The organism is Burkholderia sp. BCC1972 (genome assembly GCF_905339605.1).
Taxonomy (GTDB): domain Bacteria; phylum Pseudomonadota; class Gammaproteobacteria; order Burkholderiales; family Burkholderiaceae; genus Burkholderia.
The window spans coordinates 56,465-83,336 of the sequence record NZ_CAJPGH010000003.1; the positions used below are offsets into that span (position 1 = coordinate 56,465).

At 67.8% G+C, this 26,872-nt stretch carries 25 protein-coding genes; 12 read left to right on the forward strand and 13 right to left on the reverse strand.

Annotated features, from left to right (window positions below; translation table 11 throughout):
• Positions 1 to 79: 79 nt before the first annotated feature.
• On the forward strand, positions 80 to 268 hold the full coding sequence (locus U5798_RS05965) for a hypothetical protein (RefSeq protein ID WP_322081517.1): 189 nt from the start codon (positions 80 to 82) through the stop codon (positions 266 to 268).
• A 117-nt stretch (positions 269 to 385) separates the two neighbouring features.
• On the opposite strand, the gene U5798_RS05970 is transcribed toward U5798_RS05965, so the two are convergent.
• Complete coding sequence (locus tag U5798_RS05970) at positions 386 to 778, reverse strand: PIN domain-containing protein (protein WP_322081518.1); 393 nt, start codon at positions 776 to 778, stop codon at positions 386 to 388.
• Positions 779 to 833: 55 nt separating this feature from the next.
• Between U5798_RS05970 and U5798_RS05975 the strand changes: the two genes are divergently transcribed.
• Entirely contained in the window at positions 834 to 1,517 is a 684-nt protein-coding gene (locus U5798_RS05975) for an alpha/beta hydrolase (protein WP_124456104.1), read from the forward strand.
• 52 nt (positions 1,518 to 1,569) lie between these two features.
• On the opposite strand, the gene U5798_RS05980 is transcribed toward U5798_RS05975, so the two are convergent.
• Both U5798_RS05980 and U5798_RS05985 read right to left on the reverse strand, forming a co-directional pair.
• Positions 1,570 to 3,075 carry an amino acid permease gene (locus U5798_RS05980; protein ID WP_124456103.1) on the reverse strand — a complete coding sequence of 502 codons (1,506 nt, stop codon included), beginning with the start codon at positions 3,073 to 3,075 and terminating at the stop codon, positions 1,570 to 1,572.
• A gap of 77 nt (positions 3,076 to 3,152) precedes the next feature.
• Complete coding sequence (locus tag U5798_RS05985) at positions 3,153 to 4,559, reverse strand: aspartate ammonia-lyase (protein ID WP_124456102.1); 1,407 nt, start codon at positions 4,557 to 4,559, stop codon at positions 3,153 to 3,155.
• Positions 4,560 to 4,701: 142 nt separating this feature from the next.
• On the opposite strand from U5798_RS05985, the gene U5798_RS05990 reads away from it, so the two are divergent.
• Positions 4,702 to 5,676 (forward strand): LysR family transcriptional regulator, encoded by a 975-nt coding sequence (locus U5798_RS05990; RefSeq protein WP_124456101.1) that lies wholly within the window; start codon positions 4,702 to 4,704, stop codon positions 5,674 to 5,676.
• Between the two features lie 45 nt (positions 5,677 to 5,721).
• Here the strand turns inward: U5798_RS05990 and U5798_RS05995 are convergent, their stop codons facing one another.
• Positions 5,722 to 6,783 (reverse strand): asparaginase, encoded by a 1,062-nt coding sequence (locus U5798_RS05995; protein ID WP_322081519.1) that lies wholly within the window; start codon positions 6,781 to 6,783, stop codon positions 5,722 to 5,724.
• Between the two features lie 321 nt (positions 6,784 to 7,104).
• Between U5798_RS05995 and U5798_RS06000 the strand changes: the two genes are divergently transcribed.
• The gene (locus U5798_RS06000) at positions 7,105 to 9,339 is read left to right on the forward strand and encodes a TonB-dependent receptor (RefSeq protein ID WP_322081520.1); all 2,235 of its coding nucleotides are present in this window, start codon (positions 7,105 to 7,107) and stop codon (positions 9,337 to 9,339) included.
• Between the two features lie 173 nt (positions 9,340 to 9,512).
• On the opposite strand, the gene U5798_RS06005 is transcribed toward U5798_RS06000, so the two are convergent.
• The 4 genes from U5798_RS06005 to U5798_RS06020 form a co-directional block, all read right to left on the reverse strand.
• Positions 9,513 to 9,836: a hypothetical protein gene (locus U5798_RS06005; RefSeq protein ID WP_124456098.1), complete on the reverse strand. Its 324-nt coding sequence runs from the start codon at positions 9,834 to 9,836 to the stop codon at positions 9,513 to 9,515.
• A gap of 115 nt (positions 9,837 to 9,951) precedes the next feature.
• Positions 9,952 to 10,974: a DUF2891 domain-containing protein gene (locus U5798_RS06010; RefSeq protein ID WP_124456097.1), complete on the reverse strand. Its 1,023-nt coding sequence runs from the start codon at positions 10,972 to 10,974 to the stop codon at positions 9,952 to 9,954.
• 12 nt (positions 10,975 to 10,986) lie between these two features.
• Positions 10,987 to 11,937, reverse strand: coding sequence for a DUF979 domain-containing protein (locus U5798_RS06015; protein ID WP_322081521.1), 951 nt, complete (start codon positions 11,935 to 11,937; stop codon positions 10,987 to 10,989).
• A complete protein-coding gene (locus tag U5798_RS06020) occupies positions 11,934 to 12,623 on the reverse strand; it encodes a DUF969 domain-containing protein (protein WP_124456095.1) in 690 nt (229 codons plus the stop codon). Before U5798_RS06020 ends, U5798_RS06015 begins: the two co-directional genes overlap by 4 nt.
• Positions 12,624 to 12,908: 285 nt before the next feature.
• Here U5798_RS06020 and U5798_RS06025 point away from each other — a divergent pair, with 285 nt between their 5' ends.
• Complete coding sequence (locus tag U5798_RS06025) at positions 12,909 to 13,133, forward strand: hypothetical protein (protein WP_322081522.1); 225 nt, start codon at positions 12,909 to 12,911, stop codon at positions 13,131 to 13,133.
• Here U5798_RS06025 and U5798_RS06030 read toward each other — a convergent pair.
• The gene (locus tag U5798_RS06030; RefSeq protein ID WP_322081523.1) at positions 13,115 to 13,438 is read right to left on the reverse strand and encodes a hypothetical protein; all 324 of its coding nucleotides are present in this window, start codon (positions 13,436 to 13,438) and stop codon (positions 13,115 to 13,117) included. The genes U5798_RS06025 and U5798_RS06030 overlap by 19 nt on opposite strands.
• Before the next feature lie 346 nt (positions 13,439 to 13,784).
• Between U5798_RS06030 and U5798_RS06035 the strand changes: the two genes are divergently transcribed.
• Together U5798_RS06035 and U5798_RS06040 are read left to right on the forward strand one after the other, a co-directional pair.
• The gene (locus U5798_RS06035) at positions 13,785 to 14,789 is read left to right on the forward strand and encodes a chemotaxis response regulator protein-glutamate methylesterase (RefSeq protein WP_124456094.1); all 1,005 of its coding nucleotides are present in this window, start codon (positions 13,785 to 13,787) and stop codon (positions 14,787 to 14,789) included.
• A gap of 55 nt (positions 14,790 to 14,844) precedes the next feature.
• Entirely contained in the window at positions 14,845 to 15,909 is a 1,065-nt protein-coding gene (locus U5798_RS06040; protein WP_322081524.1) for a diguanylate cyclase, read from the forward strand.
• Positions 15,910 to 15,922: 13 nt separating this feature from the next.
• On the opposite strand, the gene U5798_RS06045 is transcribed toward U5798_RS06040, so the two are convergent.
• Complete coding sequence (locus U5798_RS06045; RefSeq protein ID WP_124456092.1) at positions 15,923 to 18,172, reverse strand: putative bifunctional diguanylate cyclase/phosphodiesterase; 2,250 nt, start codon at positions 18,170 to 18,172, stop codon at positions 15,923 to 15,925.
• 400 nt (positions 18,173 to 18,572) lie between these two features.
• Positions 18,573 to 19,466 carry a LysR substrate-binding domain-containing protein gene (locus U5798_RS06050; protein WP_322081525.1) on the reverse strand — a complete coding sequence of 298 codons (894 nt, stop codon included), beginning with the start codon at positions 19,464 to 19,466 and terminating at the stop codon, positions 18,573 to 18,575.
• Positions 19,467 to 19,664: 198 nt separating this feature from the next.
• Between U5798_RS06050 and U5798_RS06055 the strand changes: the two genes are divergently transcribed.
• Entirely contained in the window at positions 19,665 to 20,303 is a 639-nt protein-coding gene (locus U5798_RS06055) for a hydrolase (RefSeq protein ID WP_322081526.1), read from the forward strand.
• 211 nt (positions 20,304 to 20,514) lie between these two features.
• Positions 20,515 to 21,237 carry a haloacid dehalogenase type II gene (locus tag U5798_RS06060; RefSeq protein WP_124456089.1) on the forward strand — a complete coding sequence of 241 codons (723 nt, stop codon included), beginning with the start codon at positions 20,515 to 20,517 and terminating at the stop codon, positions 21,235 to 21,237.
• On the opposite strand, the gene U5798_RS06065 is transcribed toward U5798_RS06060, so the two are convergent.
• Together U5798_RS06065 and U5798_RS06070 are read right to left on the reverse strand one after the other, a co-directional pair.
• Positions 21,191 to 21,730, reverse strand: a complete 540-nt coding sequence (locus tag U5798_RS06065) for an SRPBCC family protein (protein WP_221623706.1) — start codon at positions 21,728 to 21,730, stop codon at positions 21,191 to 21,193. The two genes, U5798_RS06060 and U5798_RS06065, sit on opposite strands and share 47 nt — an antisense overlap.
• A gap of 94 nt (positions 21,731 to 21,824) precedes the next feature.
• The gene (locus U5798_RS06070) at positions 21,825 to 22,784 is read right to left on the reverse strand and encodes a LysR family transcriptional regulator (RefSeq protein WP_322081527.1); all 960 of its coding nucleotides are present in this window, start codon (positions 22,782 to 22,784) and stop codon (positions 21,825 to 21,827) included.
• A gap of 157 nt (positions 22,785 to 22,941) precedes the next feature.
• Between U5798_RS06070 and U5798_RS06075 the strand changes: the two genes are divergently transcribed.
• The 3 genes from U5798_RS06075 (at position 22,942) to mmsB (ending at position 26,807) form a co-directional block, all read left to right on the forward strand.
• Positions 22,942 to 24,261 carry an MFS transporter gene (locus U5798_RS06075; RefSeq protein ID WP_322081528.1) on the forward strand — a complete coding sequence of 440 codons (1,320 nt, stop codon included), beginning with the start codon at positions 22,942 to 22,944 and terminating at the stop codon, positions 24,259 to 24,261.
• 114 nt (positions 24,262 to 24,375) lie between these two features.
• Positions 24,376 to 25,902 (forward strand): CoA-acylating methylmalonate-semialdehyde dehydrogenase, encoded by a 1,527-nt coding sequence (locus tag U5798_RS06080; RefSeq protein ID WP_322081529.1) that lies wholly within the window; start codon positions 24,376 to 24,378, stop codon positions 25,900 to 25,902.
• A gap of 14 nt (positions 25,903 to 25,916) precedes the next feature.
• On the forward strand, positions 25,917 to 26,807 hold the full coding sequence (gene mmsB / locus U5798_RS06085; protein ID WP_322081530.1) for a 3-hydroxyisobutyrate dehydrogenase: 891 nt from the start codon (positions 25,917 to 25,919) through the stop codon (positions 26,805 to 26,807).
• Positions 26,808 to 26,872: the final 65 nt, after the last annotated feature.

Genomic DNA, 26,872 nt, shown 5'->3' on the forward strand with positions numbered 1-26,872 from the left:
GCGATCCGGCTTCGATCGCCCTTTGGTCTATTGAAAGAATGTGAGCGCCGAATTATCGGGGATGGTGTATGACTGTCCGATGACCGAAAATCAATCGGTCATTGACAAAAATGAAATGAATAATTGCGGCGGGAAAAGCCTAAAGTTTTTCGCGGATTGGCCGTTAACTTCTGGCTGCCAAGGCTGGCGCGACTGCGGAGATTGCAGGATCGGCGAAACAGCGGATATTCATTGGTTTATTCATGATCCGCAAAACCGGTTTTATTGAATGCCGGTAAAACGTTTGCGCATTATCGGCGAGCCCGTTTGTTTTGGCATCGTTTTTATAATTGGTGCGGCGTACACCCTGCGGGTTCGTCAAGGTCGAACCGGCATGATCGGCCGTTCAGCCTTCGTTCGGCTCGACGAGCCAGTCTTCGACTTGCAGCCGCGGGACACGTTCGAACTCACGGACATTGTGCGTGACAAGCACCAGCTGCCGGGCACGTGCCTGCCCTGCAATCAACGCGTCGTAAGGGCCTATCGGCGTACCAGCGGCAGTCAGATACGCACGGATTTCGCCGGCATGCTGCGCATCCTCGACATCGAACGTGACGACCTCGAACTGCAGTGCCTCGACGCGCGCCACGTTCGCGGCGGCTCGCTGGCTCTTGTATGCGCCGTAATGGCGTCCGCAGGCCTGCGCCGTCCTTCGCGATATCGGCGATCTGTCCCCGGCAGGAACCGCAGCCCGATTCATTCCGACCAGGAAACAATCAATCGCCATCCGGCGATTCACCTCCCTGTCCGCACGCTCTAGACTGTCGCATCGTTCCCCTTTCCGGACCCACGCGATGACCGACGTCCTGCCGCTGACCACCGATCCCGATTCGGGCCTCCAGTACCGGCTGCGCCCGGCTGCCGGCCGTCCCGCCGCACGCCTGTTGCTGCTGCACGGCGTCGGCGGCAACGAAACCAACCTGCTGAACGTGGCCGACGCGATCGATCCGCGCATCGAAATCGCGTTCCTGCGCGGGCCGCTCACGTTCGGGCCCAATCAGCATGCGTGGTTTCCGGTGCGCTTCGGCCCGAACGGCCCCGAAATCGATGCGGCCCGCGCGGACGCCAGCCGCGTGCAGCTGATCGCGCTGCTGCGCGCGTTCCGTGCGCAGGACGGCGCGGATTCCGCGTTGCCGACCGTGATCGCCGGCTTCAGCCAGGGCGGCATCATGAGCGCCGGCGTCGGCCTCACGTCACCGGAAGACGTGAGCGCGTTCGCCGTGCTGTGCGGGCGCATCCTGCCGGAAATCGATCCGCTGATCGCGCCGCGCGATGCGCTTCGTCCGCTCCATGCGCTGATCGTCCACGGCCGCTTCGACGACAAGCTGCCCGTCGCCTGGGCCGACACGGCCGACGCGAAGCTCACGGCGCTCGGCGTCGCGCACGATACGCGGCTGTACGCGGCCGGGCACGAACTGACTGCGGAAATGGCCGGCGATTTCGCCCGCTGGGTCGGCGAGCGCACCGGGCTGAACTGACCGCGCCGGAGGCGCCGGCCCGAGAACGGACCGGCGCCCCCGGCGCATGCCGTCACGCGTTGCGTGCGGGATCCGCAACGGCGTGCGCGGAGACAGGCGCGGCAACCGCCCGCTCGCGCTCGGCACCGCGCTTCGCGAGCTTCCAGCCGACCACCAGCGCGAGCACGACCACCGGAATCATCGCGATCGTCCACGTGCCGCCCGGATAGTCGAACGCCATCAGCACCAGCACGCCGACGAGGAACGCGAGCGTGAGCCACGACGTGAACGGCGCGCCGGGCATCCGGAACGACACGTCCTTCAGCTCGCCGCGATTGACCTTGCGGCGGAACAGGATCTGGCACATCACGATGAAGCCCCACGTCGTGATGATCCCGAGCGACGCCATGTTCAGCACGATCTCGAACGCCTGCGCCGGGACGATGTAGTTCAGCGGCACGCCGATCGCATTGATCGCGACCGTGATCAGGATCCCGCCATACGGCACGCCGCGCGCATTCATCCGCGACACGAAGCGCGGCGCCGAGCCGCCCATCGCGAGCGAACGCAGCACGCGGCCGGTCGAATAGAGGCCGGAATTCAGGCTCGACAGCGCGGCCGTCAGCACCACGACGTTCATCACGGTACCGACGTACGGCACGCCGAGCTTGCTGAAGAACGTGACGAACGGGCTTTCGTGCGAGCTGTACGCGGTCCACGGCAGCAGCATCGTCAACAGCACGACCGAGCCGACGTAGAACAGCGCGATGCGCCACATCACGCTGTTGATCGCCTTCGGCAGCACCTTGCGCGCATCGGCGGTCTCGCCCGCCGCGACGCCGACGAGCTCGATGCTCGCGTACGCGAACACGACGCCCTGCACGATCAGCACGGCCGGCAGGATACCGTGCGGAAAGATCCCGCCGTGATCCGCAACGAGATGCAGCCCCGGCATCTGGCCGGCGACCGGATGGCCGCTCGCGAGAAACACGGCGCCGACCGCGAGGAACACCGCGAGCGTGCCGACCTTGACGAGCGAGAACCAGAACTCCATCTCGCCGAATACCTTCACGCCGATCATGTTCATGACCGACACGATCCCGAGTGCGCCGAGCGCGAACACCCATTGCGGCACGTCGGTGAACACGGCCCAGTACTTCATGTAGATCGCGACCGCGGTAATGTCGACGATGCCGGTCGTCGCCCAGTTCAGGTAGTACATCCAGCCGGCGACGAACGATGCGCGCTCGCCCATGAACTCGCGTGCATACGACACGAAGCTGCCGCTGGTCGGCCGGTGCATCACGAGTTCGCCGAGCGCGCGCATGATCAGGAACGCGAACACGCCGCACACGAGATACACCAGCGCCAGCGCGGGCCCCGCGCTTTGCAGGCGCCCGCCCGCGCCGAGAAAGAGGCCCGTGCCGATCGCGCCGCCCATGGCGATCATCTGCACGTGCCGCGGCTTCAACTGTTTCGCATAACCGGCTTCGTGCGACGCGAACATCGCATCGGGATCGGCATGGCGGGAATCCGCGCCGCCGGCCGGACCGGCCGGGCGCTCGCTGGGGTGTTTCATCGTGAGTCTCCGTTGTTTGTCGATATGTCGCGCCCCGCTGGGGGGCGCTTTCGGTACGGCCGCGAGCGCGGCCGGTGTCAGAACACGCGCGGGCGGATCAGCGCTTCGGGCTGCAACGCTTCGTCGAGTTGCGCGGCGGTCATCAGTTCGCGTTCCAGCACGACCTCGCGGATCGATTTGCCGGTTGCGTGCGCTTCGGCGGCGACGTCGGTCGCACGCTTGTAGCCGATGTACGGATTCAATGCGGTGGCGAGCGCAACCGAGCGCTCCATCGTTTCGCGCAGCCGCTCGGGATTCGCGGTGATGCCGCTCACGCAGCGCTGCGCAAGCGTCGTGCAGGCGGCCGTCAGGTGGCTGAAGCTGCGGAACAGCGCGCTGGCGATCACCGGCTCGAACGCGTTGAGCTGAAGCTGGCCGGCCTCGGCCGCGAAGGTCACGGTCAGGTCGTTGCCGAACACCTCGAACGCGACCTGGTTGACGACTTCAGGAATCACCGGATTCACCTTGCCGGGCATGATCGACGAGCCGGCCTGCACGGGCGGCAGGTTGATCTCGCCGAACCCGGCACGCGGGCCGCTCGACAGCAGCCGCAGGTCGTTGCAGATCTTCGACAGCTTGACGGCGATCCGCTTGAGCACGCCCGACACCTGCACGAACGCGCCGCAATCCTGCGTCGCCTCGATCAGGTTCGGCGCGGTGCTCAGGTCGAGCCCGGTGATGCGCCGCAGCGCGGCCAGCGCCTTCTCCGCGTACTCCGGATGCGCGGTGATCCCCGTGCCGATCGCGGTCGCCCCGAGATTGATCTCGCGAATCAGCCAGCCGGCTTCCTGAAGCCGCGCAATGTCTTCCGTCAGCATCACCGCGTAGGTCGAGAATTCCTGGCCGAGCGTCATCGGCACCGCGTCCTGCAACTGCGTGCGGCCGAGCTTCAGCAGGCCGGCGAACGCGTCGGCCCGTTCGGCGAACGCATCGCGCAGCCGCGCCATCGCTTCGAGCAGGTGCTCGACCGCGAAGCACGTCGCGACGCGGATCGCGGTCGGATAGACGTCGTTGGTGCTCTGCGCGAGATTGACGTGCTCGTTCGGGTGCAGGTATTCGTACTGCCCGCGCGCATGCCCCATGATCTCGAGTGCGCGGTTGCAGATCACCTCGTTCGCGTTCATGTTGGTCGACGTGCCGGCGCCGCCCTGGATGATGTCGACGACGAACTGGTCGTGCAGGCGCCCTTCGCGGATCTCGACGCACGCGGCGGCGATCGCATCGCGATACGGCCGCGGCAGCAGCCCGAGCTCGCAGTTGGCGTCGGCCGCCGCTTCCTTAACGGCCGCGAGCGCCATCACGAGGTACGGCAGCGACGCAATGGTGCGGCCCGTGATGTCGAAATTCTCTTTCGCACGCTGCGTATGGACGCCGTAATAGGCGTCCGCCGGAATACTTCGCTTACCTAAAAGATCCGCTTCGACGCGGAAGCCGTGTTCTGTCATCGTGCCCTCCTGAATGTCTCGTGCCGCCCGTCGTCCACCGCTTCCCGACGCAACGGGTTCGCATTCTATGCCTTTGCAAAAACAAGCTTGCTTCTGTATTATCGAAAGCGGTTTTGCGTGGGACGCAACAGCGAGAATCAAAATGAAAAAAGGCGCGAGAGAAACCGGCGTCGATCACCTGGGCGCGATGCGTGCGTTCGTGAGAGTGGTCGAAACGGGGAGTTTTTCGGCAGTCGCGAAGGAGATGCACGTGTCGACGTCGACCGTCGCGCGCAAGGTCACGGCAATCGAGGAGGCCCTGGGCGTCGCGCTGCTGCACCGGTCGACGCACAGCGTGACGCTCACCGAAGCCGGTCACATCTACCTGGAGCGAGCGGTCACGCTGATCGCCGATCTCGACGACACGCTGCGCGTCGTCGCCGAGCTGAATGCGCAACCGAGCGGCCCGCTGAAGCTCACCGCGCCGGTCGCGTTCGGCCGCCGTCATCTCGCGCCGCTGGTCCCGCCGTTTCTCGCGCGCTACCCGACGATCCAGCTCGACGTGCGGCTCACCGACAACCACAACGACCTCGTGGCCGGCGGCTTCGACCTCGACATCCACGAAGGCGAGAACTACCTGGACAACCTGGTCGTCCACCGGCTGTCGCGCAACGACAGCATCCTGTGCGCGACGCCCGGCTATCTCGACCGCTGCGGGCGCCCGGCGTCACCCGACGACCTGAAGCACCACAACTGCCTGCGCTACGTGCACCCGGAAGGCGATCCGCGCTGGGAATTCGTGAACGGCGACGCGCGGCACAGCGTGCTGCCGGCCGGCAATCTCGTCACCGATCATTCGGAGCTGCTGCTCGAAGCGACCTGCGCGGGGCTCGGCATCGCGGAGTTCGAGATCTGGCTGGTGCGCGACCTGCTCGCGAGCGGCCGGCTCGAAGCCGTGTTGCCGCGCTACCGGCTGCAGAACCGGCTGACTGGCGACTACATCTACATCGCGTATCTGGCGAACCGGCGCAGCTCGGCGAAGCTGCGCGTGCTGAAGGATTTTCTCGCGGAGCACCTCGCGCATATCGGCGAGCTGTCGGAACTCGAACTCGCGAAGATCCGCGGCGCACGCACGTAGCGCGCGGCCCGGATCGCGGGCCGCGCGCCGGTGCGGCGATGCCGCTCAGGCCGCCTGCAATTCGAACGGGAACGTGGCGTGCCCGAACTCGACGCCCTGCGTGTTGAGCATCCGCGGCCGGTGGAAGCCGGCCAGTTGCGCGCGCTGCGCGGCCGTGCCGATCTGCAGCCGCTCGAGGACTTCGCTGACGACCATGTAGAGCACGTCGAGATTGCCGTCCTCGATCTTCACCGAGATGCCGAGCGCGCCGTCCGCACCGAGCTGCCGCGTGCGTTCCGACGCGCGCACGCCGATCCCGTAGCACGCATCGGCGCCGAGCTTGCCGACCACCTGCCCGTCGAACGCGTTCATCAGCACCGTGCAGTAGCGTCCGTCGCCGGCGACGAGTTCCGGATGGGCCGTCATCGCACGATGAATGCGCGCCAGTGCACGGACGCGATCAGTGATCGCAACGCCTGCCTCCACCGCATCGGCACCGTCGGCCAGCGACGCGTAAAGACGCGCGAGGCGATCCAGCGAAAACGCCGGCGTCGGCAGGTTGCACCCGTCGATGCCCCAGTCGACTTCGTCGTCGCGCAACCCGCATGCATCGGCCACCACATGCTTCACGCGCACCTGCATCGGATGGTCGGGCAGATGGTAGTCGGCGATCGCCGCGCCGATCGCCTGCGCGCCGGCCAGCATCCCCACATGCTTGCCCGAACAGTTGCTGCACACGCCGGTCGGCGTGTAGTCGCGCTTGATCCACGACCGGTACACCGCATCGGACAGCGGCGGATGGCCGCCGCAACGCAGGTCCGATTCGTGTGCGGCGACCTTCGCGAGCATCGCCCGCGTGCGTTCGATGTGGCGGTCCTCGCTGCTGTGCGACGCGCACATCAGCGCGATGTCCGCATCGTCGAAGCCGAAGCGCTCGGGCGCGCCCGTCTCGATCACCGACAGCGCCTGCGCCGGCTTGGCCGCCGACCGCGCCAGCGTCATCCGGAACGGATCGCCGAACCGGGCCAGCAACCTGCCGCGTGCATCGACCACCGCCACATGGGCGACGTGCGTGTTCTCGATCGCGTTGCCACGGTACGTGACGACCGCTGCGCGTTGGATGTCCATCGTGTTTTGTCTCCTTGCTCGGGGCCTGACTGCCGGGGCCCGTCCAACCGGTACGGCAGTGTAGCGAGTCGCCGCCGCCGCGCGCCGGCCAGGCGATGGAAAGCGGTGTTGCACACGACGCAAAGGCAATCGCGCCCACGGAAGCCTGACCGGATTAGTACAAAAACCATTCAATCGTTTACATATTCAATACCAATCCGTACAATTGCGACCGCAAACGCGAATCATACGCATTTGCATTGACGTTCTCCGATGTTTCGGGCAGTGCTGCCCGCATCGCGAAAACGCACCCGATCACCGAACCCTCCGCTGCTTCCCGATATGCCTGCCCAGTTCAAGACGAGGCCTCGCGCCCTCGTGTCGGCGCTGACCTGCTCCGTTTTCCTGACGCCGCTGCTCGCTTCCGCCGCAACCGCTCCCGCTACTGTTCCCGCCCCTGTCGCCCCTGCCGCCGACGTCCCGGCGGCGCTGCCGACGATCGAGGTCCAGTCGTCGGCGCTGTCGGACATGCAGGTGAAGCGCTCACCGTCGTACAAGTTCACCGCGCCGCTGCTCGACACGCCGCGCTCGGTCACCGTGATTCCCGAGCAGCTGATCAAGGAAAAGAACGTCACGTCGTTCGCGGACGCGCTGCGCTCGGTGCCCGGCATCACGTTCCTCGGCGGCGACGCGGCCGCGAACCCGTCGGCCGACCGCCCGGTGATCCGCGGCTTCGAATCGCGCAACTCGATCTTCGTCGACGGGATGCGCGACTCGGGGCTGCAGAACCGCGAGACGTTCGCGGTCGAGCAGATCAGCGTGATCAAGGGCCCCGATTCGGTCTACGCGGGCCGCGGCTCGGTGGGCGGCAGCATCGACATCGTCACGAAGACGCCGAAGAACGACAACTTCATCAACAGCAGCATCGGCTTCGGCACCGACGGCTACAAGCGCGCGACGGTCGACGCGAACCGCAAGATCGACGACACGACGGCCGTGCGCCTGAACGTGATGGGTCACGACGCGAACCAGGCCGGCCGCAACGACGTGTACAACAAGCGCTGGGGCGTCGCGCCGTCGATCGTGTTCGGGCTGAACACGCCGACCACGGTCACGGTCAGCTACTACCACATGAACTCGTACGACATGCCGGACTTCAGCGTGCCGTTCCGCGCGTCGGGCGGCACGCCGGTGCCGACCGATCGCGGGCAGTTCTTCGGGCTGAACACGCGCGATTACCGCTACGGGCAGACCGACACCGGCGAAGTGCGCATCGAGCACAAGTTCAACGACGACTGGAAGCTGAGGAACACGACGATGTTCGGCCGCTCGACGCTCGACTACGTGGCGACGAATCCGCAGATCCTCGCATCGAACCCGAACCTGCTGGGCCTGCAGGCGAAGAGCGGCAAGTACGCGCTCAACGGCTTCTCGAACCAGACCGAAGTCACCGGCAGCGCCAGCCTGTTCGGCATGAAGCACACGATGACGGCCGGGGTCGAGTTCAGCCATGAACAGGCGCGCTACGAGGGCTATCTCGTGTCGGATTCGGCCGGCAACAACATCCGCTCGGGCGGCCCGTGCTCGGTGGCCGGCAACTGCACGCCGCTCGCGGGCGGCTGGAACCCGAACATGCCGTGGACCGGCAACATCGTGCTGAACGGCGACAAGGGCTTCCCCGGTGCGACGACGAACACGCGCACCGATACGGTATCCGCGTACCTCTTCGACACGGTGAAACTGTCCGAGCGCTGGCAGTTCAACACGGGGCTGCGTTTCGACCGTTACGACACGACCGGCAAGCAGGCCGGCGTCGCCGACCTGTCGAACACGTCGAACCTGTTCAGCTACCAGTTCGGCCTCGTGTTCAAGCCGGTGACCAACGTGAGCCTGTACGCGTCGTACGGCACGTCGTCGAACCCGCCGGGCTCGAACGGCGGCCTCGGCGGCGGCACCGACCAGATCACCGCGACGAACCAGGACCTCGCGCCCGAGCGCTCGCGCAACATCGAGATCGGCGCGAAGTGGGACGTGCTGCAGGATCAGCTGTCGCTGACGTCGGCCCTGTTCCAGACCGAAAAGACCAACGCGCGCGTGAGCGACGGCCTCGGTCACACGGTCAACGCGGGCAAGCAGCGCGTGCGCGGTTTCGAATTCGGCTTCGCGGGCAACCTGACGCCGAAGTGGCACGTGTTCGGCGGCTACTCGTACCTGAACGCGATCACGACCGACGCCGGCCCCGGCAGCCCGGGCGCATCGGGCCTGCCGATGGTGATGGTGCCGAAGCACAACTTCACGCTGTGGACGAGCTACGACGTGATGCCGAAGCTCACGCTCGGCGCGGGCGCGACGGTGATGAGCCAGACCTATGCGTCGGTGTCGGCGACGACCAGGAAGTGGACGCCCGGCTATGCACGCTTCGACGCGGCCGCGACGTGGCGCGTGAACAAGACGATGGACGTGCAGCTCAACGTGCAGAACCTGTTCGACAAGAAGTATTACGCGAGCGCGTACCCGATCTACGCGACGTGGGCGCCGGGTCGTTCGGCGATGGTCACGCTCAACTTCTATCAGTAACGCCCAGGGCGGCGGGAGGGCGTGACACGCCCTTCCCCGCTTCGCTCACCACGGCAGCGAATCCGTCTTCACGTTCGTGAAGCGCTTCATCGCTTGCTGCATGCCTTTCTTGTATCCCCGCTCCGAATCCTTCATACCGCTTTGGGCCGGGACGACCGCGCGCATTTGCTCGTTCACGCGAGGTGGTAGCGCAGCCAGAAGGTTTCGCGGCACGCGTTGTCGAACGTCAGCCGCGACGGGCTGATCGGCTGCGCATCGGGATGGTGGAGCACGTCGTAGTCGATCCAGCATTCCGCGCACAGCAGGTCGGACGGTGCGCGGTCCTGCTCGACCGAGCGGCGCACGATCGCGCCGTTGTCGAAGCGGTATTCGGTTTCGGCACGCGTGACCTCGACATCGTCGTCGGTCCAGCGGTCGTGCGACGTAGCATGCGACACGATCTGCACCGGGCCGGCGAGCCCGTGGATCGCGGCAACGTAGGAAATCAGCTTGTCCATGGCGAGGCGGCGAACTGGCGGATGGCCGTTTCGTGCAACGCATGCTGCGCGAAACGGCCCGAGCGGCGAGTATAGCCGCGCGCCGAAGACCTTGCCGCCGGCGGGGTTTCGCGCGCTACGCGTCCAGCGCGAGCAGCGCGAACGTCGCGAGCCAGTGCTCGCCCATGTAGTCGCCGGCCACGTGCGCGAGCGCGCTCGCGAGATGCCGGTCGGCCGCGTCGAGCAGCTTCGCGCGCCGCGCGTCGCCTTCCGGCAGCGCGCCGGCCAGCGCGCGCTGGCACCACGCGCGGCTCAGGTTCAGCCCGTCGAGGTGCGCGATCTTGCCGTCGCTGCGGTCGCTGACCGTCGCCGGCTCGAACAGCGTCGCCGGCTCGCCGCGCGCGAGATCGGGCAGGAAGCGCGCGAACCAGCCGTCGAATTCGGCGGCCGGCAGCACGCGCCGCATCAGCTCGGCTTCCATCAGTGCAGGCGACAGGAATTCGTCGCCCGACGGCTCCCACGCCTGGCACGCGACGTCGTTCAGGTGCCAGCGCCGCGCGGTATCGACGATCAATGCCGCGAGCCCGTCGCGCTGCGTGTCGCGCGCGAAGTCGAGCGTGAGCGCCAGCGCGAACGCAGTGTTGAAATGCGTGCCCACGCGCAGCGGATAGGTCGCTTTCGGCAGGAAGGTTTCGAAACGCGACACGAACAGCTCGGTGAGCGGCGCCATCGTCTTCGCCCAGCGCGCGGCCTGCGGCAGCACACCCTTCAGCGCGAGTCGCTCGAGCTGAGCGGAAAGCGCGAGCAGCCACGCCCAGCCGTAGGGCCGCTCGAAGCCGCTGTTGTGCGGCAGCGCGAGATACGCGCGCTCGCCGGCGACGTTCGCGTCGGTGAAGTGCGCATCGACGGTCGCGACGATGCGCTCGGCTTCCGGCAACGCCGGGTAGCGTTCGAGCACGCGCAGCACGAGCCAGTAGCCGTGCACGCACGAGTGCCAGTCGTAGCTGCCGTAGAAGATCGGGTGCAGCGCACGCGGGCCCTGTACGTCGTGCGGGCCTTCGAGCGAATGCGTGAGCTTGTTCGGATATTCGCGGGTCAGGTGCGCGAGCGCGAGCGATGCGAATTTCGAGGCGAGTTCGGGGGTGAGTCGGTCGGTCATGTGCGTCTCTCGTCAGAAGCGGAATGCGAACGCATACATCAGCAGCGTGTTCACGGCGAGCAGCAGCAAGGCTGTCGGCCACTGCGTCTTGATCACGCCGTTCTTGTCCTTCAGTTCGAGCAGTGCCGCCGGCACGATGTTGAAGTTCGCGGCCATCGGCGTCATCAGCGTACCGCAGAAGCCGCTCAGCATCCCGATCGCGCCGACGATCGCCGGGTTGCCGTGAAACTGGTGGACGATCAGCGGCAGGCCGATGCCGGCCGTCATCACCGGAAACGCGGCGAAGCCGTTGCCCATGATCATCGTGAACAGCGCCATGCCGACGGTGTACGCCGCCACCACCGCGAACGGCGAATCGATCGGCACCCACTCCCTCACGAGCCCCGACACCACGCCGCCGACGCCCGCGACCGCGAACAGCGCGCCGAGCGCCGCGAGCATCTGCGGCAGGATCGCGGCCCAGCCGACCGCGTCCATCGTGTGGCGTGCTTCCTTCAACGCATGCACGGGCGAATCGCGCAGCATCGCGAGCGCGACGACGAACGCGACGATCGTGCCGAGCACGAGCGAGATCAGCGTCACGCTCTTCGGATCGACGAACGGTATGTGCTTCAGCGCGAACGTGCCGATCAACGTGACGAGCGGAATCAGCAGCGCGGGCAGGAACAGCCGGTTGCCGAAACGCTGCGCGAGCGTCTCGCGCCGCACTGCCGCCGCTTCGCCCGCTTCGTCGGACTTGCCGCGCCCGAGCTTGCCGGAGCCCGCGATCACCGCCAGCGCGATCGCGAGGCAGCCCGTCACGAAGTGCGGCAGCAGCGCGCCGAACAGAAACGTGGCCGCGTAGATCGCCCAGAACGCGAAATTGAAGACGCGGCGCGGGTTCGTGCGGTCCGTCAGGTTGAAGCATGCGAACGCGGCGAACATCAGCCCCGCGAGCGTGTACAGCGATTCCAGGCCGATCATCGCGCGCCCTCCTGCTTCACCAGGCCGAAGCCGCGCGTCAGCCGGCGGTCGAGCAGCGCGAGGCGCGTGCAGTGGATCAGCAGCGCGGCGATCGCGGTCGGGATCGCCCACACCGACAGGTGCAGCGGCTCGATCGAGATCCCGTTCTGTTCGAGAAAGCCCTTGATCAGCAGGATCGACTGGATCGCGATGAAGATGTCCTCGCCGAAGAACACGGCGACGTTGTCGGCGCCCGACGCATGCGCGCGAATCTGCTGGCGCACGGCCTCGGGCAGTTCGCCGTGCCGGCTGACGGCGGCGGCTTCGGCCATCGGCGCGATCAGCGGCCGCACCATCTGCGCGTGGCCGCCGAGCGACGTGAGGCCGAGCGCGGCCGTGGCCTGGCGCAGCACGAAGTACAGCATCAGCACGCGGCCCGTGGTGGCCGCCTGCACGCGCGAGATCATCCGCCTCGCCTGCTCCTTGAGCCCGTTGCGCTCGAGCAGCGCGATCACCGGCAGCGTCAGCCAGATCAGCCCCATGTAGCGGTTTTCGGTAAACGCCTTGCCGAACGCACTGACGATGTCGACGAGATTCAGCCCGCCCGCGAGCCCCGTCGCGAGCCCCGCGATCGTGACCACCAGCAGCGCGTTGAAGCGCAGCGCGAAACCGATCACGACGATCGGCACCCCAATCAGCACCAGCATTTCCCCTCCTTGTGTCTGGACGCGCGGCACGCCGGCCGCGCGCTGCCGGCCCGGTTTGCATCGGGCTCGGACGGCGAAATCTAACACGAGACTTTATCGATAAAAAGTCGACAATTTGCGGGTTCGGGTAAACGTTGAAGTGTGCGGATACCGTGCCCCGGCCGTGTGTCGACGGTGTTTCATCGGAGGAAACAGCGGCCGGCTGGTCGACCGGCCGCGGTGCGTGGCGGAGCCCTGGGCCGCCGACTACACTGGAAAGCATCGGCAACGGACGGGAGAGCCGCCATGATTGACGTATTCCAGACCATCGGCAGCCGCGCGTTCTCCGCTCATCTGGCGAAGGACGGGATGGTGACGCTGATGGAGCAACGCCATGAAGTCGACCGCGTGACGCTCGCGACGGCCTATGCCGCGCTCGTCGAGGGAGCCGAGCAGGAAGGCGACCTGCGCGACGCGACGGTCGAGGGGATGATGCGCGCGCTGATCCAGGGCTACGCGCGCAGCCATTGACGACGCGGCCGCGCATCCGCTGCGCGGCCGGCAAACAGGATCGTGCCGAAGTAGCGTTCGCGCGCCGCGTCGGACAGGTTCGTCGCGCTCGGCCGGTACGGATGGTGAAGCGCCGCGAACCGGAAGTAGTCGCGTTCGGCGTCGTCGCGCAGCACGTGCACCGCGTCCGGATCGACCGGAAATTCGCGGTGGAACGACGCATGCCCGCTCACGATGGCGATCCGGTACAGCAACCGGCCGTCGCGCTCGATCACGGCCGGCGCGTACGGGTCGCGGCTGACGAGTACGGTATCGGGCACGGTCATCCGGTTCTCCCCCTTCCTGTTTGTCGAGGCCGGCACGGTAACATGCCCGCTTGTGCGGCCTGCGCCGGCACGGTTCGACGGCCCGGCAGGCGCGGATGCACCGGCCCGCCGCCCCGTATCGCCCGGAAACACAGTGCAGTCATAGAGGAAACGCACTGAAACGGCACAATGGGCAAATTTTTCGATTGCCGCCGTCCGCGCCGCATGACAGCATGCGGGGCGTCGTCAACCCAAAAGAATACCGTGCCGTCCGGCCGCCGATGCCACCCGGCGGCACCGGACAGGCAGCCCCTTCCATGAACCCGGCCATCCTCCAACACTACGAACCGACCGGAGAATTCCGCTTGTGAACATCGGCATCGTCAACGACCTCCCGCTTGCCGTCGAGGCGATGCGCCGTGCGATCGCGCGCCGGCCCGAGCACCGCGTGCTGTGGGTCGCGACCGACGGCGCGCAGGCCGTCGAACTGTGCGCCGCGCAGCCGCCCGACGTCGTGCTGATGGACCTGGTCATGCCGAAATTCGACGGGATCGAAGCGACGCGGCGGATCATGCGATCCGAACGACCGTGCGCGATCCTGATCGTGACGAGCTGCATCGGCGCGAATGCGTGGCGCGTATTCGAGGCGATGGGCGCCGGTGCGCTCGACGCGGTCGATACGCCGCGGCTCGGCGACGGCGCGGCCGGCGACACGACCCGACTCCTGCTCGCGAAGATCGACCAGATCGGCCGGCTGCTCGACGCGCCGGGCGGCACGCGCCTCGCCGGCACGGCCGCCCGCGCCGGCGGCGGCCCGCTGATCGCGATCGGTGCGTCGGCCGGCGGCCCGGGCGCGCTCGCATCGATCCTCGGCGGCCTGCCGGCCGATTTCAGCGCGCCGATCGTGATCGTGCAGCACGTCGACCGCGCGTTCGCGGAAGGCATGGCGCAATGGCTCGACGGCCAGACGCCGCTCGCCGTGCGCGTCGCGCGCGAAGGCGACCGCCCGCAGCCGGGCGTCGCGCTGCTCGCCGCGACCGACGATCATCTGCGCATCACGCGCACCGGCACGCTCGAATACACGCGCGAGCCGGCCGCCACGCCGTATCGTCCATCGGTCGACGTGTTCTTCAACAGCCTGACCGAGCACTGGCCCGGCCGCGTGATCGGCGTGCTGCTGACGGGGATGGGGCGCGACGGTGCGATCGGCCTGAAGGCGCTGCGGATGAAGGGCTACCATACGATCGCGCAGGACGAGGCGACCAGCGCCGTGTACGGCATGCCGAAGGCAGCCGCGACGCTCGGCGCGGCGCGCGCGATCCTGCCGCTCGGACGCATCGCGGGCGAGCTGGCGGCGCTCGCACGGATCTGAGCCCGATGAACACGTGCAACACCCATGCCTGCCCTCGCAACACGCCGCATCGACCATGACTAGCGACCTGACCCGCCCGCCGGGCAGCCCGATCACGCCGACCGCCGACGTGCCGGCCATGGTGCTGCTGGTCGACGACCAGACGATCGTCGCGGAAGCCGTACGGCGCGCGCTCGTCGACGAGGAAGGCATCGACTTCCACTACTGCCCGCGCTCGGACGACGCGATGGCCACCGCGATCGACACGCGGCCGACCGTGATCCTGCAGGACCTCGTGATGCCCGGCATCGACGGGCTGAGCCTCGTAAAGTCGTACCGCGCGAACCCGGCGACACGCGACGTGCCGATCATCGTGCTGTCGACGCAGGAAGAACCGGTGATCAAGAGCGCCGCGTTCGCGGCCGGCGCGAACGACTATCTCGTGAAGCTGCCCGATCGCATCGAGCTCGTCGCGCGCATCCGCTACCACTCGCGTTCATATATGAACCTGCTGCAGCGCGACGAGGCCTATCGCGCGCTGCGGCAGTCGCAGCAGCAACTGCTCGAAGCCAATCTCGAACTGCGGCGCCTCACGCATTCCGACGGCCTGACGGGGCTGTCGAACCGGCGCTATCTCGACGAATACCTGGCCGCCGAATGGCGCCGCGGCACGCGCGAGCGCAGCGAGCTGTCGCTGCTGATGATCGACGTCGACAATTTCAAGCTGTACAACGACACGTACGGACACGTGTCGGGCGACAGCGTGCTCAAGCAGATCGCGTCGACCATCGAGCGCTGCCTCGGGCAATCGGGCGATCTCGCCGCGCGCTTCGGCGGCGAGGAGTTCGCGGTCGTGATGCCGGCGACGTCGCCGGGCGCGGCGCGGCTGCTCGGCGAGAAGATCCGGCTCGCCATCGAGGCGCTGCGGCTGCGGCACGCGCATTCGTCGACCGGCAACACCGTGACGATCAGCATCGGCGGCGCGAGCATCGTGCCCGCGCCCGGCCTGCCGACGACCGTGCTGATCGAAGCGGCCGACCGCGCGCTGTATCGCGCGAAGCACGAAGGCAAGAACCGCGTCGAGATCGATACGTCGCCGACGCCGCCCGGCGCCGGCGGGTTCGGCGCGCCGCGCGACTGATCGCGCGCGTCGCTTACGCGGCGCCGAGCCGGCGCGCGTAGTCGTTCGGGTCCAGCGGGCGGCTGAACAGGTAGCCCTGCTGCATGTCGCAGCCGATCTGCTGCAGGAACCACGACTGCGCCTGCGTCTCGACGCCCTCCGCCGTGACCTTCATGCCGAGCGAATGCGCCATCGCAACGACGGCCTGCGTGATCGCGACCGAGTCGTGATGATCGGGCACGCCCGACACGAACGAGCGGTCGACTTTCAGGTTGTGCAGCGGAAAGCGCTTCAGGTAAGCGAGCGACGAATAGCCGGTACCGAAATCGTCGACCGAGATCCGCACGTTCATGTCCGTGAGCGCTTCGAGCATCGGCAGCACGGTGTCCGTGTCGTTCATCAGCAGTCCTTCGGTGATCTCGAGTTCGAGCGCGGACGGATCGAGCTGCGTTTGCGCGAGACAGCGGCCGACCGATTCGACGAGCCCTTCGTGGAACTGCCGAGGCGACAGGTTGACGGCCAGCATCAGGTCGGGGGCGATCGTGCGGCGCCATTCGGCCGCCTGCCTGCAGGCCGTTTCGAGCACCCACTGGCCGATCGCGACGATCAGCCCCGTATCTTCCGCGACCGGAATGAATTCCGCCGGCGACATCGGCCCGAGCTCCGGGCTGGTCCAGCGCAGCAGCGCTTCCGCACCGACCGTGCGGCCGCTGCGCGCATCGACGACGGGCTGATACGCGAGCCGCAGCATGTCCGACGTCAGCGCGCGCCGCAGCGACTGCTCGACCGCGAAGCGGCGCTGCAGCCGCAGGTTGAGCTGCGCGGTGAAGAACGTGAAATGGTTGCGGCCGCGCTGCTTCGCGTCGTACATCGCCGAATCGGCGTTGCGCATCAGCGTGACCGCATCGTCGCCGTCACGGGGCGCCACGCTGATCCCGATCGACACGCCGAGCCAGTACTCGTTGTTCGCGATCGCGAACGGCTTCGCGATCGCGTCGATCACCTCGCGCGCGAGCACCGCGAGGCGGTCGGGATCGTCGCAGTCGTCGACGAGGATCACGAACTCGTCGCCGCCGACGCGCGTGAGCGCGTAGCGGCCGCCCGCGCAGGCCGCGAGCCGCGCCGCGACGCTGCGCAGCAGCGCGTCGCCCGCGTCGTGGCCGGCCGTGTCGTTGACCTTCTTGAAACCGACGAGATCGATGAACAGGATCGCGACGCGCGCGGGCCCGCCCGCCGCATCGTGCCCGCCGAACAGCTCGCGCATGCGGTCGGCGAGCCAGCGGCGGTTGTAGAGGCCCGTCAGCGCATCGCGCGTCGCCAGGTAGCGCAGTTGCTGCTGCGCTTCGCGCACGGGGCCGATGTCGTTGAACGACACGAGCACGGAATCGGCCCGCGTCTCGCCGGGCCTCACGATCGGCACCGCATTGCCGCGCACCCAGATGATGTCGCCGTCCGCGAGGCCGAAGCCGACCGTGTAGTCGAGCATCGGCGTGGCCGTCTCGAGCGCGAGCCGGCTCGGCCACGCGTCGGGCGCGATCGGCGTGCCGTCCTCGCGCAGCTTGCGCAGGATCACAGTGGACAGCCGCCGGCCGACGAGATCGCCCTTCACGCGCATCATCCGGTTCGCGCTCGGGTTGCTCGCGACCACGACGCCGTCGCGCGACACGACGAGGATTCCTTCGTTCAGGCTGTTGACGACGAGCCGGTGATGCTCCTCGCTGCGCACGAGCTGCCGTGCGATCCGGTCCTGGTGCACCGCGAGGCCGACACTGTTGCCGATGTCGCGCAGCAGTTCGGTTTCCTCATCGCTTGGCCGGCACGGTGTGCGGTGATAGACGGCGAATGCGCCGAGCACGGCGCCCGTGTCGTCGAGAAACGGCACCGACCAGCATGCGCGCAGGCCCAACGGCAATGCGACGGAACGGTAGTCGGCCCACAGTGGATCGGTTTCGATGTCTTCGACGGCGATCATCCGGCGCTCGTACATCGCCGTGCCGCACGAGCCGGCTGCCGGCCCGATCGGCGCGCCGTCGATCGCCGCGCTGTACTGCGCGGGCAGCGACGGCGCCGCGCCGACGCGCACGTGCGCGCCGTCCGTATCGAGCAGCAGGATCGTGCATGACGCGCCGTCGCCGAGCAACGCCTCGGCACGCCGGCAGACCTCGACCAACAGTTCCGGCAGCGGTGTGTTGCGCGTGATCAGCCTCAGCACGCTTTGCTCGGACGCGAGCACTTCCGCCGCGAGGCCGAGGCTGTAACGAGAATTTTGCGGTTCGGTATTCAAGATGAATCCTGCCGTCTGTCCGATCGGGTCTGATGCGCCCGATTCGTTTTCGATCTTTCGTGCCGTTTTCGCTCCGGGTTTACGCCGATGCCCGGTGCGCCCCGTTTTGCGCGCCGAGTCGGGGCGCGCCGAAATATATTTAACACCAATCCGCGACAACCCGCGCATCCGCGTGCATCAGGGGTTACGCGCGGTTGCCCCGCCGCATGCGGCCCGGCGGTCAGCCCGCCGAAAGTACAGGCAGCCCTTCGCCGACACCGGTTCGTCAGATTGTGACGGCGCCCGGCCCCCGTTCCTGCCCTGCCTTCCGCGCCCGGCAGCGGACGCGTCACGGCTTTCAGCGCATCGATCGCCGCAGCGACCGACGCGCGCGCGGGCGCCGCAGGCAGCGCGCCGCCTGTCAATCCTTCCGGATGTGTTCGGCCAGGAAGTCGATCAGCAGCCGTACGCGCGGCAGCAGCCCGCGCCGCGACGGAAACACCGCGTGCACCACGCCGCCCTTCGGCGCCCAGCCCGGCAGCACGTCGACCAGCGTGCCGTCGCGCAGGTCGTCCTCGACGACCATGCACGGCAGCTGCACGATGCCGACGCCATGAATCGCCGCGTCGCGCAGCGCGTGCATGTCGTCGGTCACGAAGCGCGGATGATGGCGCAGCTGCGCGTCCTCGCCGTTCGGCCCGACCAGTTGCCACAGATGATGCCGCGCCGGCCCCCAGTCGAGACTCGGCGCGCCGGCCAGCTCGGCCGGATCCGACAGCGCCCCTCGCCCGTCCAGCCATTGCGGCGCGGCGACCAGCCGCTGCGGGCTGTCGGCCAGCACGCGCATCACGAGATCGCTGTCCTCCAGCGGCGGGAAGCGCACGCGCAGCGCGAGGTCGAATCCTTCGCTCAGCAGGTCGACGCGGCGGTTCGTTGCCTCGAGATGCACCTGCACCTGCGGATGAATCGCCATGAAGCGCGCGACGAGTTCGCTCACGCGGTATTCGAGCAGCGCGGTCGGACAACTCACGCGGACGACGCCGCGCGGTTCCGCGTGCCGCCGCTCGATCACCTCGCGCGCGGCGTCGGCCTCGACCAGCACGGCAAGGCAGCGCTCGTAGAATTCGCGCCCGGTTTCCGTGACCGTGAAATGACGCGTCGTGCGCTGCAGCAGCCGCACGTCGTACTTCGCTTCCAGCGCGGCGATGCGGCGGCTCAGCGTCGATTTCGGCACATCCAGCGCGCGCCCCGCCTGCGTGAACCCGCCGTGCTCGACCACCTTCACGAAATAGTAGAGGTCGTTCAGGTCATCCATGATTGTTCCACCCATAGAACACTGACGGCATTTTAAGGGACTGGAACGCCGGTTGTTGCACGCATAGCATTCTGTTTCAACGTGGATCGAGCGTGTCGCGGCGGCAGGAAATTGTCCCGGCCGGCTCCATCGGCCGCCCGATCGATTCACTAAGCTTGAAGTCCCCCCTTCACATTCCGCACGTCACTGGAGGCAACCATGGCAAGCGAACCGGTTCGCGACCCCGCGAACGACCACCTGCTCACCCCGCAGAACGCGGCGTTCATCGTCATCGATTACCAGCCGGTCCAGGTGAACTCCATCGCGTCGATGGATCGCCAGCTGCTGATCAACAACATCGTCGGCGCGTCGAAGGCGGCCGTCGCGTACGGCCTGCCGATCGTCCACTCGACCGTGAACGTGAAGACGGGCCTGAACAAGCCGCCGATCCCGCAACTGCGCCATGCGCTCGAAGGCTATCCGACCTACGACCGCACGAGCATCAACTCGTGGGAAGACGTCGAATTCCGCCAGGCCGTCGAGGCGACCGGCCGCAAGAAACTGATCATGACCGCGCTGTGGACCGAAGCGTGCCTGACGTTCCCGGCGCTCGACGCGCTGAAGGCCGGCTACGAGGTATACGTGGTCGTCGACGCGGTCGGCGGCACGTCGGTCGCCGCGCACGAAGCCGCGCTGCGCCGCATCGAGCAGGCCGGCGGCAAGATGATCAGCGTCGCGCAGCTGTTCTGCGAACTGCAGCGCGACTGGGCGCGCAGCGCCACCGTGCCGGCGTTCGTCGACCTGTTCATCGAAACCGGCGGCACGGCCGGCATCCAGTTCTCGTACGACAAGAGCTGACCGGCACGGCACGCGCGGCCGCCGCTGGCGTTTCCGGCCGGCGGCTGCGTGCGGCCGTTGCCTTCCCCTCCGTTCCGGCACGACCGGGACGCGATCGCGGCCGGCCGGGCCGCGTTTTCGTATCCGTGATTCAATGTCGATGGAACCGGTGTCGCGCATTCCGGCGGCACGGCGACGTAGGCCCTCATCGAACGACCTTCACTGGATCACCATGACGAACCCTGCCGAAATCAAGGCGCTCGTTTTCGATGTCTTCGGAACGATCGTCGACTGGAGAAGCGGTGTCGCACGCGGCGCTGCCGCGTTCCTGGACCGCCACGCGCCCGCGCTCGACCCGTTCGTGTTCGCCGACGCATGGCGCGCCGAATATTCGCCGTCGATGGAGGAAATCCGCAGCGGGCGCCGCCGCTACGTGCGGCTCGACGTGCTGCATCGCGAAAACCTCGTCCGCACGCTCGACCGTTTCGGCATCGACGACGTGCCCGACGCCGACATCGACACGCTCAACCTCGCATGGCACAGCCTCGACCCGTGGCCCGACGCCGTCGCCGCGCTGCACCGGCTGAAGCGGCGCTTCATCATCGCGCCGCTGTCGAACGGCAACATCCGGCTGATGGTCGACGTCGCGAAGCGCGCGGGGCTGCCGTGGGACGCGATCCTCGGCGCGGAAGTCGTCCGCGCGTACAAGCCGTCGCCGCAGGTGTACAGCGACACCGTCGACATTCTCGGCCTCGCACCGGCCGAGCTGTGCCTGGTCGCCGCCCACAACGGCGACCTCGCCGCCGCGCGCCGACAGGGGCTGTCGACCGCGTTCGTGCTGCGGCCGACCGAGCACGGGCCCGGCCAGACGACCGACCTGAAAGCCGACGATGCGTGGGACTTCGACGTCAGGGACCTGAACGAGCTCGCGGATCGGCTCGAGTGCCCGGGTTGAATGCCGGCTCCGTCGCGACCGCCTGCCCCTGCGCCGCCATCGCGAGACGCCGCCAGTTGCGCGCCGCGTATCGATGAGCCTGCTGCAACGCGAGCCATAAACCGATCTGCCGAACCGGCCTGAACAAACCGCGCGCGCTGAACACGGTGCGCCGCTCGACGCGTGTCCTGCCGCCTTCCACGGGCGTCAGCGTGAATTCGTCTTCCAGCAGGCCGACCCAGTCGCGGCACCAGACCGTCGACGCCACCATCCGGTAACGCAGCCGGCGATGCTCGTCGAGCACGAGAATCCGCTGGTCGATGGTGCCGCGATCGGTCGTGCACTGCCGCGTGTTGCCGACGGCCGGCACGCCTTCGAGCACGCGGCAGCTGACCGGCTTCGGCACGCCGAGGCGGAACAGCAACGGCCGCGTGTCGTCCATCCGCGCATGCAGGAAATGCGGCCACACGTGCTCGGGCCGGCAATCGAACGTCCACTGCGAATGAATTTCCACGACCGTCTCCTGGCGGCTGTCGGTGCGCACATGATGGCACAACCGCCGCCATGCCGAAGCGTGCGGCCCGTCATCACGACGCGCACGCGGCCCGCTATTCCGGCTCGCCGACGAATCGCAGCGTCCCCGAATCGCCCGACAGCAGCGCGCGATTCGCGTCCGCCGCCGCGCGCAGGTAATCCCACAGCGCGGTCACGCGCCGCAGCTTGCGCAGATCCTCGCGGCACGTCAGCCAGAAGCACCGCGTGACGACCACGTCGTCCGGCAGCACGGGCACGAGCGCCGGCTGCGTGGCCGCCATGAAGCACGGCAGGATCGCAAGCCCGCCGCCCTGCAGCGCCGCGAAGTACTGCGCGATCACGCTCGTCGTGCGCAGCCCGGCCGTCGCACCGGGCACCGCGCGATCGAGGTACAGCAACTCGTTGCTGAACGCGAGATCGTCGACGTAGCTGATGAACGTGTGCTGCGCGAGATCGTCCGTGCACGTGATCGGCGCGTGGCTCGCGAGGTAGTCGCGCGTCGCGTAGAGCCGCAACCGGTAATCGCACAGCTTCGTGACCACGTAGGGCCCGCGCTCGGGCCGCTCGAGCGTGATCGCGAGGTCGGCCTCGCGCTTCGGCAGGTTGACGAAATGCGGCACGGGCAGCAGGTCGACCGTCACGTGCGGATGCTCGGCGCGAAACTGCGCGAGCTGCGGCGCGAGGAAAAAGCAGCCGAACCCTTCCGTCGACCCGATCCGCACGTGGCCCGACAGCGCCTCGCCGGTGTTCGCGACCTGGTCGCATGCCGACTGCACGGTCGTTTCCATCGCGTCCGCATAGGCGACGAGCCGCTGCCCTTCGGCCGTCAGCGCGAAGCCGCCGGAGCGCGACTTGTCGAACAGCAGCGTGCCCATCGCGGCCTCGAGCGCACGGATGCGCCGCGCGACGGTCGTGTAGTCGACGCCGAGCCGCTTCGCGGCGCCGCTTGCGCGCTGCGTGCGCGCGACTTCGAGGAAAAAGCGCAGGTCGTCCCAGTTCAGGTTGCCGGAAACCGGCTCGGTGGCATGTCGCATCGGCGAGGGAAAAAGGGGCTGGAGTCTCCGGGCCGGCCGTCGATATGCATAAATGCACATCCAACCGGTTTCTTTATCGGTACATGATGAATCTGCGCATAACTATACTCGACCGTGACCTGCGGACCACGAGCCGCGGCACCACCACGGAGACACCATGCAGACCCGATCCACCCTCGATGAGCATGCGACCATCGCGACACCCGCGCCCGAGCGCACCGCGAAGCATTACCTGCTGGCCGGCTGGGCCAGCATGGCCGGCACGACGATCGAGTGGTACGACTTCTTCCTCTACGGCACGGCCGCCGCGCTCGTGTTCAACCGCATCTTCTTCCCGTCGCTGGACCCCGTCGTCGGCACGCTCGCGGCGTTCGGCACGTTCGCGGTCGGCTTCATCGGGCGGCCGATGGGCGGCATCGTGTTCGGCCACTTCGGCGACCGCATCGGCCGCAAGTCGATGCTGATGATCACGCTGCTGCTGATGGGCGTGCCGAGCATGATCATCGGGCTGATCCCGTCGTACGACAGCATCGGCTACTGGGCCGCGGCGCTCTTGATCGCGATGCGCTTCCTGCAGGGGATGGCCGTCGGCGGCGAATGGGGCGGCGCGGTGCTGATGGCCGTCGAACACGCGCCGAAAGGCCGCAAGGGGCTGTTCGGCAGCCTGCCGCAGACAGGCGTCGGGCTCGGCCTGATCCTGTCGTCGGTCGCGATGGCCGCGGTCGCCGCGCTGCCGGAAGCCGACATGCTGTCGTGGGGCTGGCGCGTGCCGTTCCTCGCGAGCATCGCGCTCGTCGGGCTCGGCTGGTTCATCCGCGCGAAGGTGCCCGAATCGCCCGACTTCGAGAAGATGCAGCGCCAGGGCAAGGCCGAGAAGTCGCCGGTAACGGCCGCACTGCGCCGCCATCCGCGCGAGGTGCTGACGATCGTCGGCGCGCGCGCCGCGGAGAACACGTGGTTCTACATGGTCGTCACGTTCGCGCTCGCCTACGCGACGCAGCAGCTGCACCTGCCGAAGGCCGAGATGCTGCACGCGATCACGGCCGGCGCCGCGCTGTCGCTCGTCACGATGCCGCTGTGCGGCCACCTGAGCGACCGCATCGGCCAGCGCCGGATGTTCGCAATCGGCCTCGTGCTGATGTGCGCGTTCGCCGCGCCGTTCTTCATGATGCTCGGCACGCAGCAGACGTCGACCGCATGGTGGGCGATCGTGCTCGGCCTCGGCGTCGTGTTCCCGATCCTCTATGCGCCGGAATCGCTGCTGTTCGCGCAGCAGTTCCCCGCTGAAATCCGCTACAGCGGCATCTCGCTGTCGGTGCAGCTCGCCGGCGTGATCGGCGGCGGCTTCGCGCCGATGATCGCGACGTCGCTGCTCAAGGCCGGCGGCGGCCAGCCGCACTACGTGATCGCGTACCTCGTCGGCTTCGGCGTGTTCGCGCTCATGTGTACCGCATTGATGCGCCCGGCGCGCGCCTGAGCACGCCGGCCGGCATTCGATCGAATTCAGTTCGTCCTGCCGCCCGCCGCGCCTGCACGCGCGGCGGGAGCAGCCCCCCTTTGTCATCGCCACACCGTTTCCCCGGAGAGTTCCATGAACGCCGCAGTTCCCCAGACCACCCTCGCCGTGCCCACCGCCAAGCTGCTGATCGACGGCGCATTCGTCGAATCGCAGAGCGCCGAATGGGGCGACATCGTCAATCCCGCGACGCAGGACGTGATCGGCCGTGTGCCGTATGCGACGCTCGACGAGGTCGACGCCGCGATCGCGTCCGCGCAGCGCGCGTTCCAGACGTGGAAGACGACGCCGATCGGCGCGCGGCTGCGCATCATGCTGAAGTTCCAGGACCTCGTGCGCCGCAATCTCGAACGGATCGCGCACACGCTGACGGCCGAGCAAGGCAAGACGCTGCCCGACGCGCAGGGCGACATCTTCCGCGGCCTCGAGGTCGTCGAGCATGCGTGCTCGATCGGCACGCTGCAGCAAGGCGAATTCGCGGAGAACGTCGCGGGCGGCGTCGATACCTACACGCTGCGCCAGCCGATCGGCGTGTGCGCGGGCATCACGCCGTTCAACTTCCCCGGCATGATCCCGCTGTGGATGTTCCCGATGGCGATCGTGTGCGGCAACACGTTCGTGCTGAAGCCGTCGGAGCAGGACCCGCTGTCGACGATGCAGCTGGTCGAACTCGCGATCGAGGCCGGCGTGCCGCAAGGCGTGCTGAACGTCGTGCACGGCGGCAAGACGGTGGTCGACCGCCTGTGCACGCATCCGGACATCAAGGCGATCTCGTTCGTCGGTTCGACGCGCGTCGGCACGCACGTGTACAACCTCGGCAGCCAGCACGGCAAGCGCGTGCAGTCGATGATGGGCGCGAAGAACCACGCGGTTGTGCTGCCCGATGCGCACCGCGAGCAGTCGATCAACGCGCTCGTCGGCGCGGGCTTCGGCGCGGCCGGCCAGCGCTGCATGGCGACCTCGGTCGTCGTGCTGGTCGGCAAGGCGCGCGACTGGCTGCCCGATCTCGTCGAGAAGGCGAAGGTGCTGAAGATCAACGCGGGCCACGAGCCCGGCACCGATGTCGGCCCGGTCGTGTCGAAGGCCGCGCAGGCGCGCATCACCGCGCTGATCGACGAAGGCGTGAAGGCCGGCGCGAAGCTGGAACTCGACGGCCGCGACGTGAAGGTGCCCGGCTACGAGCAGGGCAACTTCGTCGGCCCGACGATCTTCTCGGGCGTGACGACCGACATGTCGATCTATACGGAAGAAATCTTCGGGCCGGTGGTGGTCGTGCTCGAAGCCGACACGCTCGACGACGCGATCGCGCTCGTCAACCGCAACCCGATGGGCAACGGCGTCGGCCTGTTCACGCAGAGCGGCGCGGCCGCACGCAAGTTCCAGAGCGAGATCGACATCGGCCAGGTCGGCATCAACATCCCGATTCCGGTGCCGGTGCCCTACTTCAGCTTCACGGGCTCGCGCGGCTCGAAGCTCGGCGATCTCGGCCCGTACGGCAAGCAGGTCGTGCAGTTCTACACGCAGACGAAGACGGTCACCGCGCGCTGGTTCGACGACGACGCGACGGCCGGCGGCGTGAACACGACGATCGCGCTGCGCTGATTGAGGGCCCGCACATGGACATTGCATTCATCGGACTCGGCAACATGGGCGGCCCCATGGCCGCCAATTTGCTCAAGGCCGGCCACGCGCTGACGGTGTTCGACCTCGACGCACATGCGGTCGACGCCGCGGTGCGCGCAGGCGCGACGGCGGCCGGCTCGCCGCGCGAAGCGGCCGCACGCGGCGCTGTCGCGATCACGATGCTGCCGGCCGCGCAGCACGTGCGCGCGGTCTACCTCGGCGACGACGGCGTGCTGGCCGGCGCGCGAGCGGGCGCACTGCTGATCGACTGCAGCACGATCGATCCCGGCACCGTGCGCGCGGTGGCCGACGCCGCCGCACGACGCGACTTCCCGCTCGCCGATGCGCCCGTGTCGGGCGGCACCGGCGGCGCGCAGGCCGGCACGCTGACCTTCATGGTCGGCGCGAGCGCCGCGCTCTTCGAGCGCATCCGCCCCGTGCTGCTCGACATGGGCAGGAACGTCGTGCATTGCGGCGGCACGGGCACCGGGCAGATCGCGAAGATCTGCAACAACCTGCTGCTCGGGATCTCGATGATGGGCGTGTCGGAAGCCATGGCGCTCGGCGCCGCGCTCGGCATCGATCCGGCCGTGCTGGCCGGCATCATCAACACGTCGACCGGCCGCTGCTGGAGCTCGGACACGTACAACCCGTATCCGGGCGTGAGCGATACGGCGCCGGCCGCACGCGCCTATGCGGGCGGCTTCGCGGCGAACCTGATGCTGAAGGATCTCGGGCTGGCGACCGAAGCCGCCCGGAGCGCGCATCAGCCTGTGTGGATGGGCGCGCTGGCGCAGCAGCTCTATCAGTCGATGAGCCAGCAGGGGCTCGGCACGCTCGATTTCTCCGCGTGCGTGAAGCTGTACGAGGCACGGCCGGCCTGAGCCGAACGGCCAGCGCCGGACGTGCGCCGACCCGCGATGTGCCAGTCCGGCATCGCGGGTCGGTT

Coding starts and splice junctions, on each gene's coding strand:
- U5798_RS06060 (WP_124456089.1), top strand. CDS start 20,515: ATGACGAACCCTGCCGAAATCAAGGCGCTCGTTTTCGATGTCTTCGGA.
- U5798_RS06020 (WP_124456095.1), bottom strand. CDS start 12,623: ATGCTGGTGCTGATTGGGGTGCCGATCGTCGTGATCGGTTTCGCGCTG.
- U5798_RS06025 (WP_322081522.1), top strand. CDS start 12,909: ATGATTGACGTATTCCAGACCATCGGCAGCCGCGCGTTCTCCGCTCAT.
- U5798_RS06050 (WP_322081525.1), bottom strand. CDS start 19,466: ATGGATGACCTGAACGACCTCTACTATTTCGTGAAGGTGGTCGAGCAC.
- U5798_RS06055 (WP_322081526.1), top strand. CDS start 19,665: ATGGCAAGCGAACCGGTTCGCGACCCCGCGAACGACCACCTGCTCACC.
- U5798_RS05985 (WP_124456102.1), bottom strand. CDS start 4,559: ATGACAGAACACGGCTTCCGCGTCGAAGCGGATCTTTTAGGTAAGCGA.
- U5798_RS06075 (WP_322081528.1), top strand. CDS start 22,942: ATGCAGACCCGATCCACCCTCGATGAGCATGCGACCATCGCGACACCC.
- U5798_RS06030 (WP_322081523.1), bottom strand. CDS start 13,438: ATGACCGTGCCCGATACCGTACTCGTCAGCCGCGACCCGTACGCGCCG.
- U5798_RS06000 (WP_322081520.1), top strand. CDS start 7,105: ATGCCTGCCCAGTTCAAGACGAGGCCTCGCGCCCTCGTGTCGGCGCTG.
- U5798_RS05980 (WP_124456103.1), bottom strand. CDS start 3,075: ATGAAACACCCCAGCGAGCGCCCGGCCGGTCCGGCCGGCGGCGCGGAT.
- U5798_RS05975 (WP_124456104.1), top strand. CDS start 834: ATGACCGACGTCCTGCCGCTGACCACCGATCCCGATTCGGGCCTCCAG.
- U5798_RS05965 (WP_322081517.1), top strand. CDS start 80: ATGACCGAAAATCAATCGGTCATTGACAAAAATGAAATGAATAATTGC.
- U5798_RS06010 (WP_124456097.1), bottom strand. CDS start 10,974: ATGACCGACCGACTCACCCCCGAACTCGCCTCGAAATTCGCATCGCTC.
- U5798_RS05990 (WP_124456101.1), top strand. CDS start 4,702: ATGAAAAAAGGCGCGAGAGAAACCGGCGTCGATCACCTGGGCGCGATG.
- U5798_RS06080 (WP_322081529.1), top strand. CDS start 24,376: ATGAACGCCGCAGTTCCCCAGACCACCCTCGCCGTGCCCACCGCCAAG.
- U5798_RS05995 (WP_322081519.1), bottom strand. CDS start 6,783: ATGGACATCCAACGCGCAGCGGTCGTCACGTACCGTGGCAACGCGATC.
- U5798_RS06015 (WP_322081521.1), bottom strand. CDS start 11,937: ATGATCGGCCTGGAATCGCTGTACACGCTCGCGGGGCTGATGTTCGCC.
- U5798_RS06070 (WP_322081527.1), bottom strand. CDS start 22,784: ATGCGACATGCCACCGAGCCGGTTTCCGGCAACCTGAACTGGGACGAC.
- mmsB (WP_322081530.1), top strand. CDS start 25,917: ATGGACATTGCATTCATCGGACTCGGCAACATGGGCGGCCCCATGGCC.
- U5798_RS06040 (WP_322081524.1), top strand. CDS start 14,845: ATGACTAGCGACCTGACCCGCCCGCCGGGCAGCCCGATCACGCCGACC.
- U5798_RS06005 (WP_124456098.1), bottom strand. CDS start 9,836: ATGGACAAGCTGATTTCCTACGTTGCCGCGATCCACGGGCTCGCCGGC.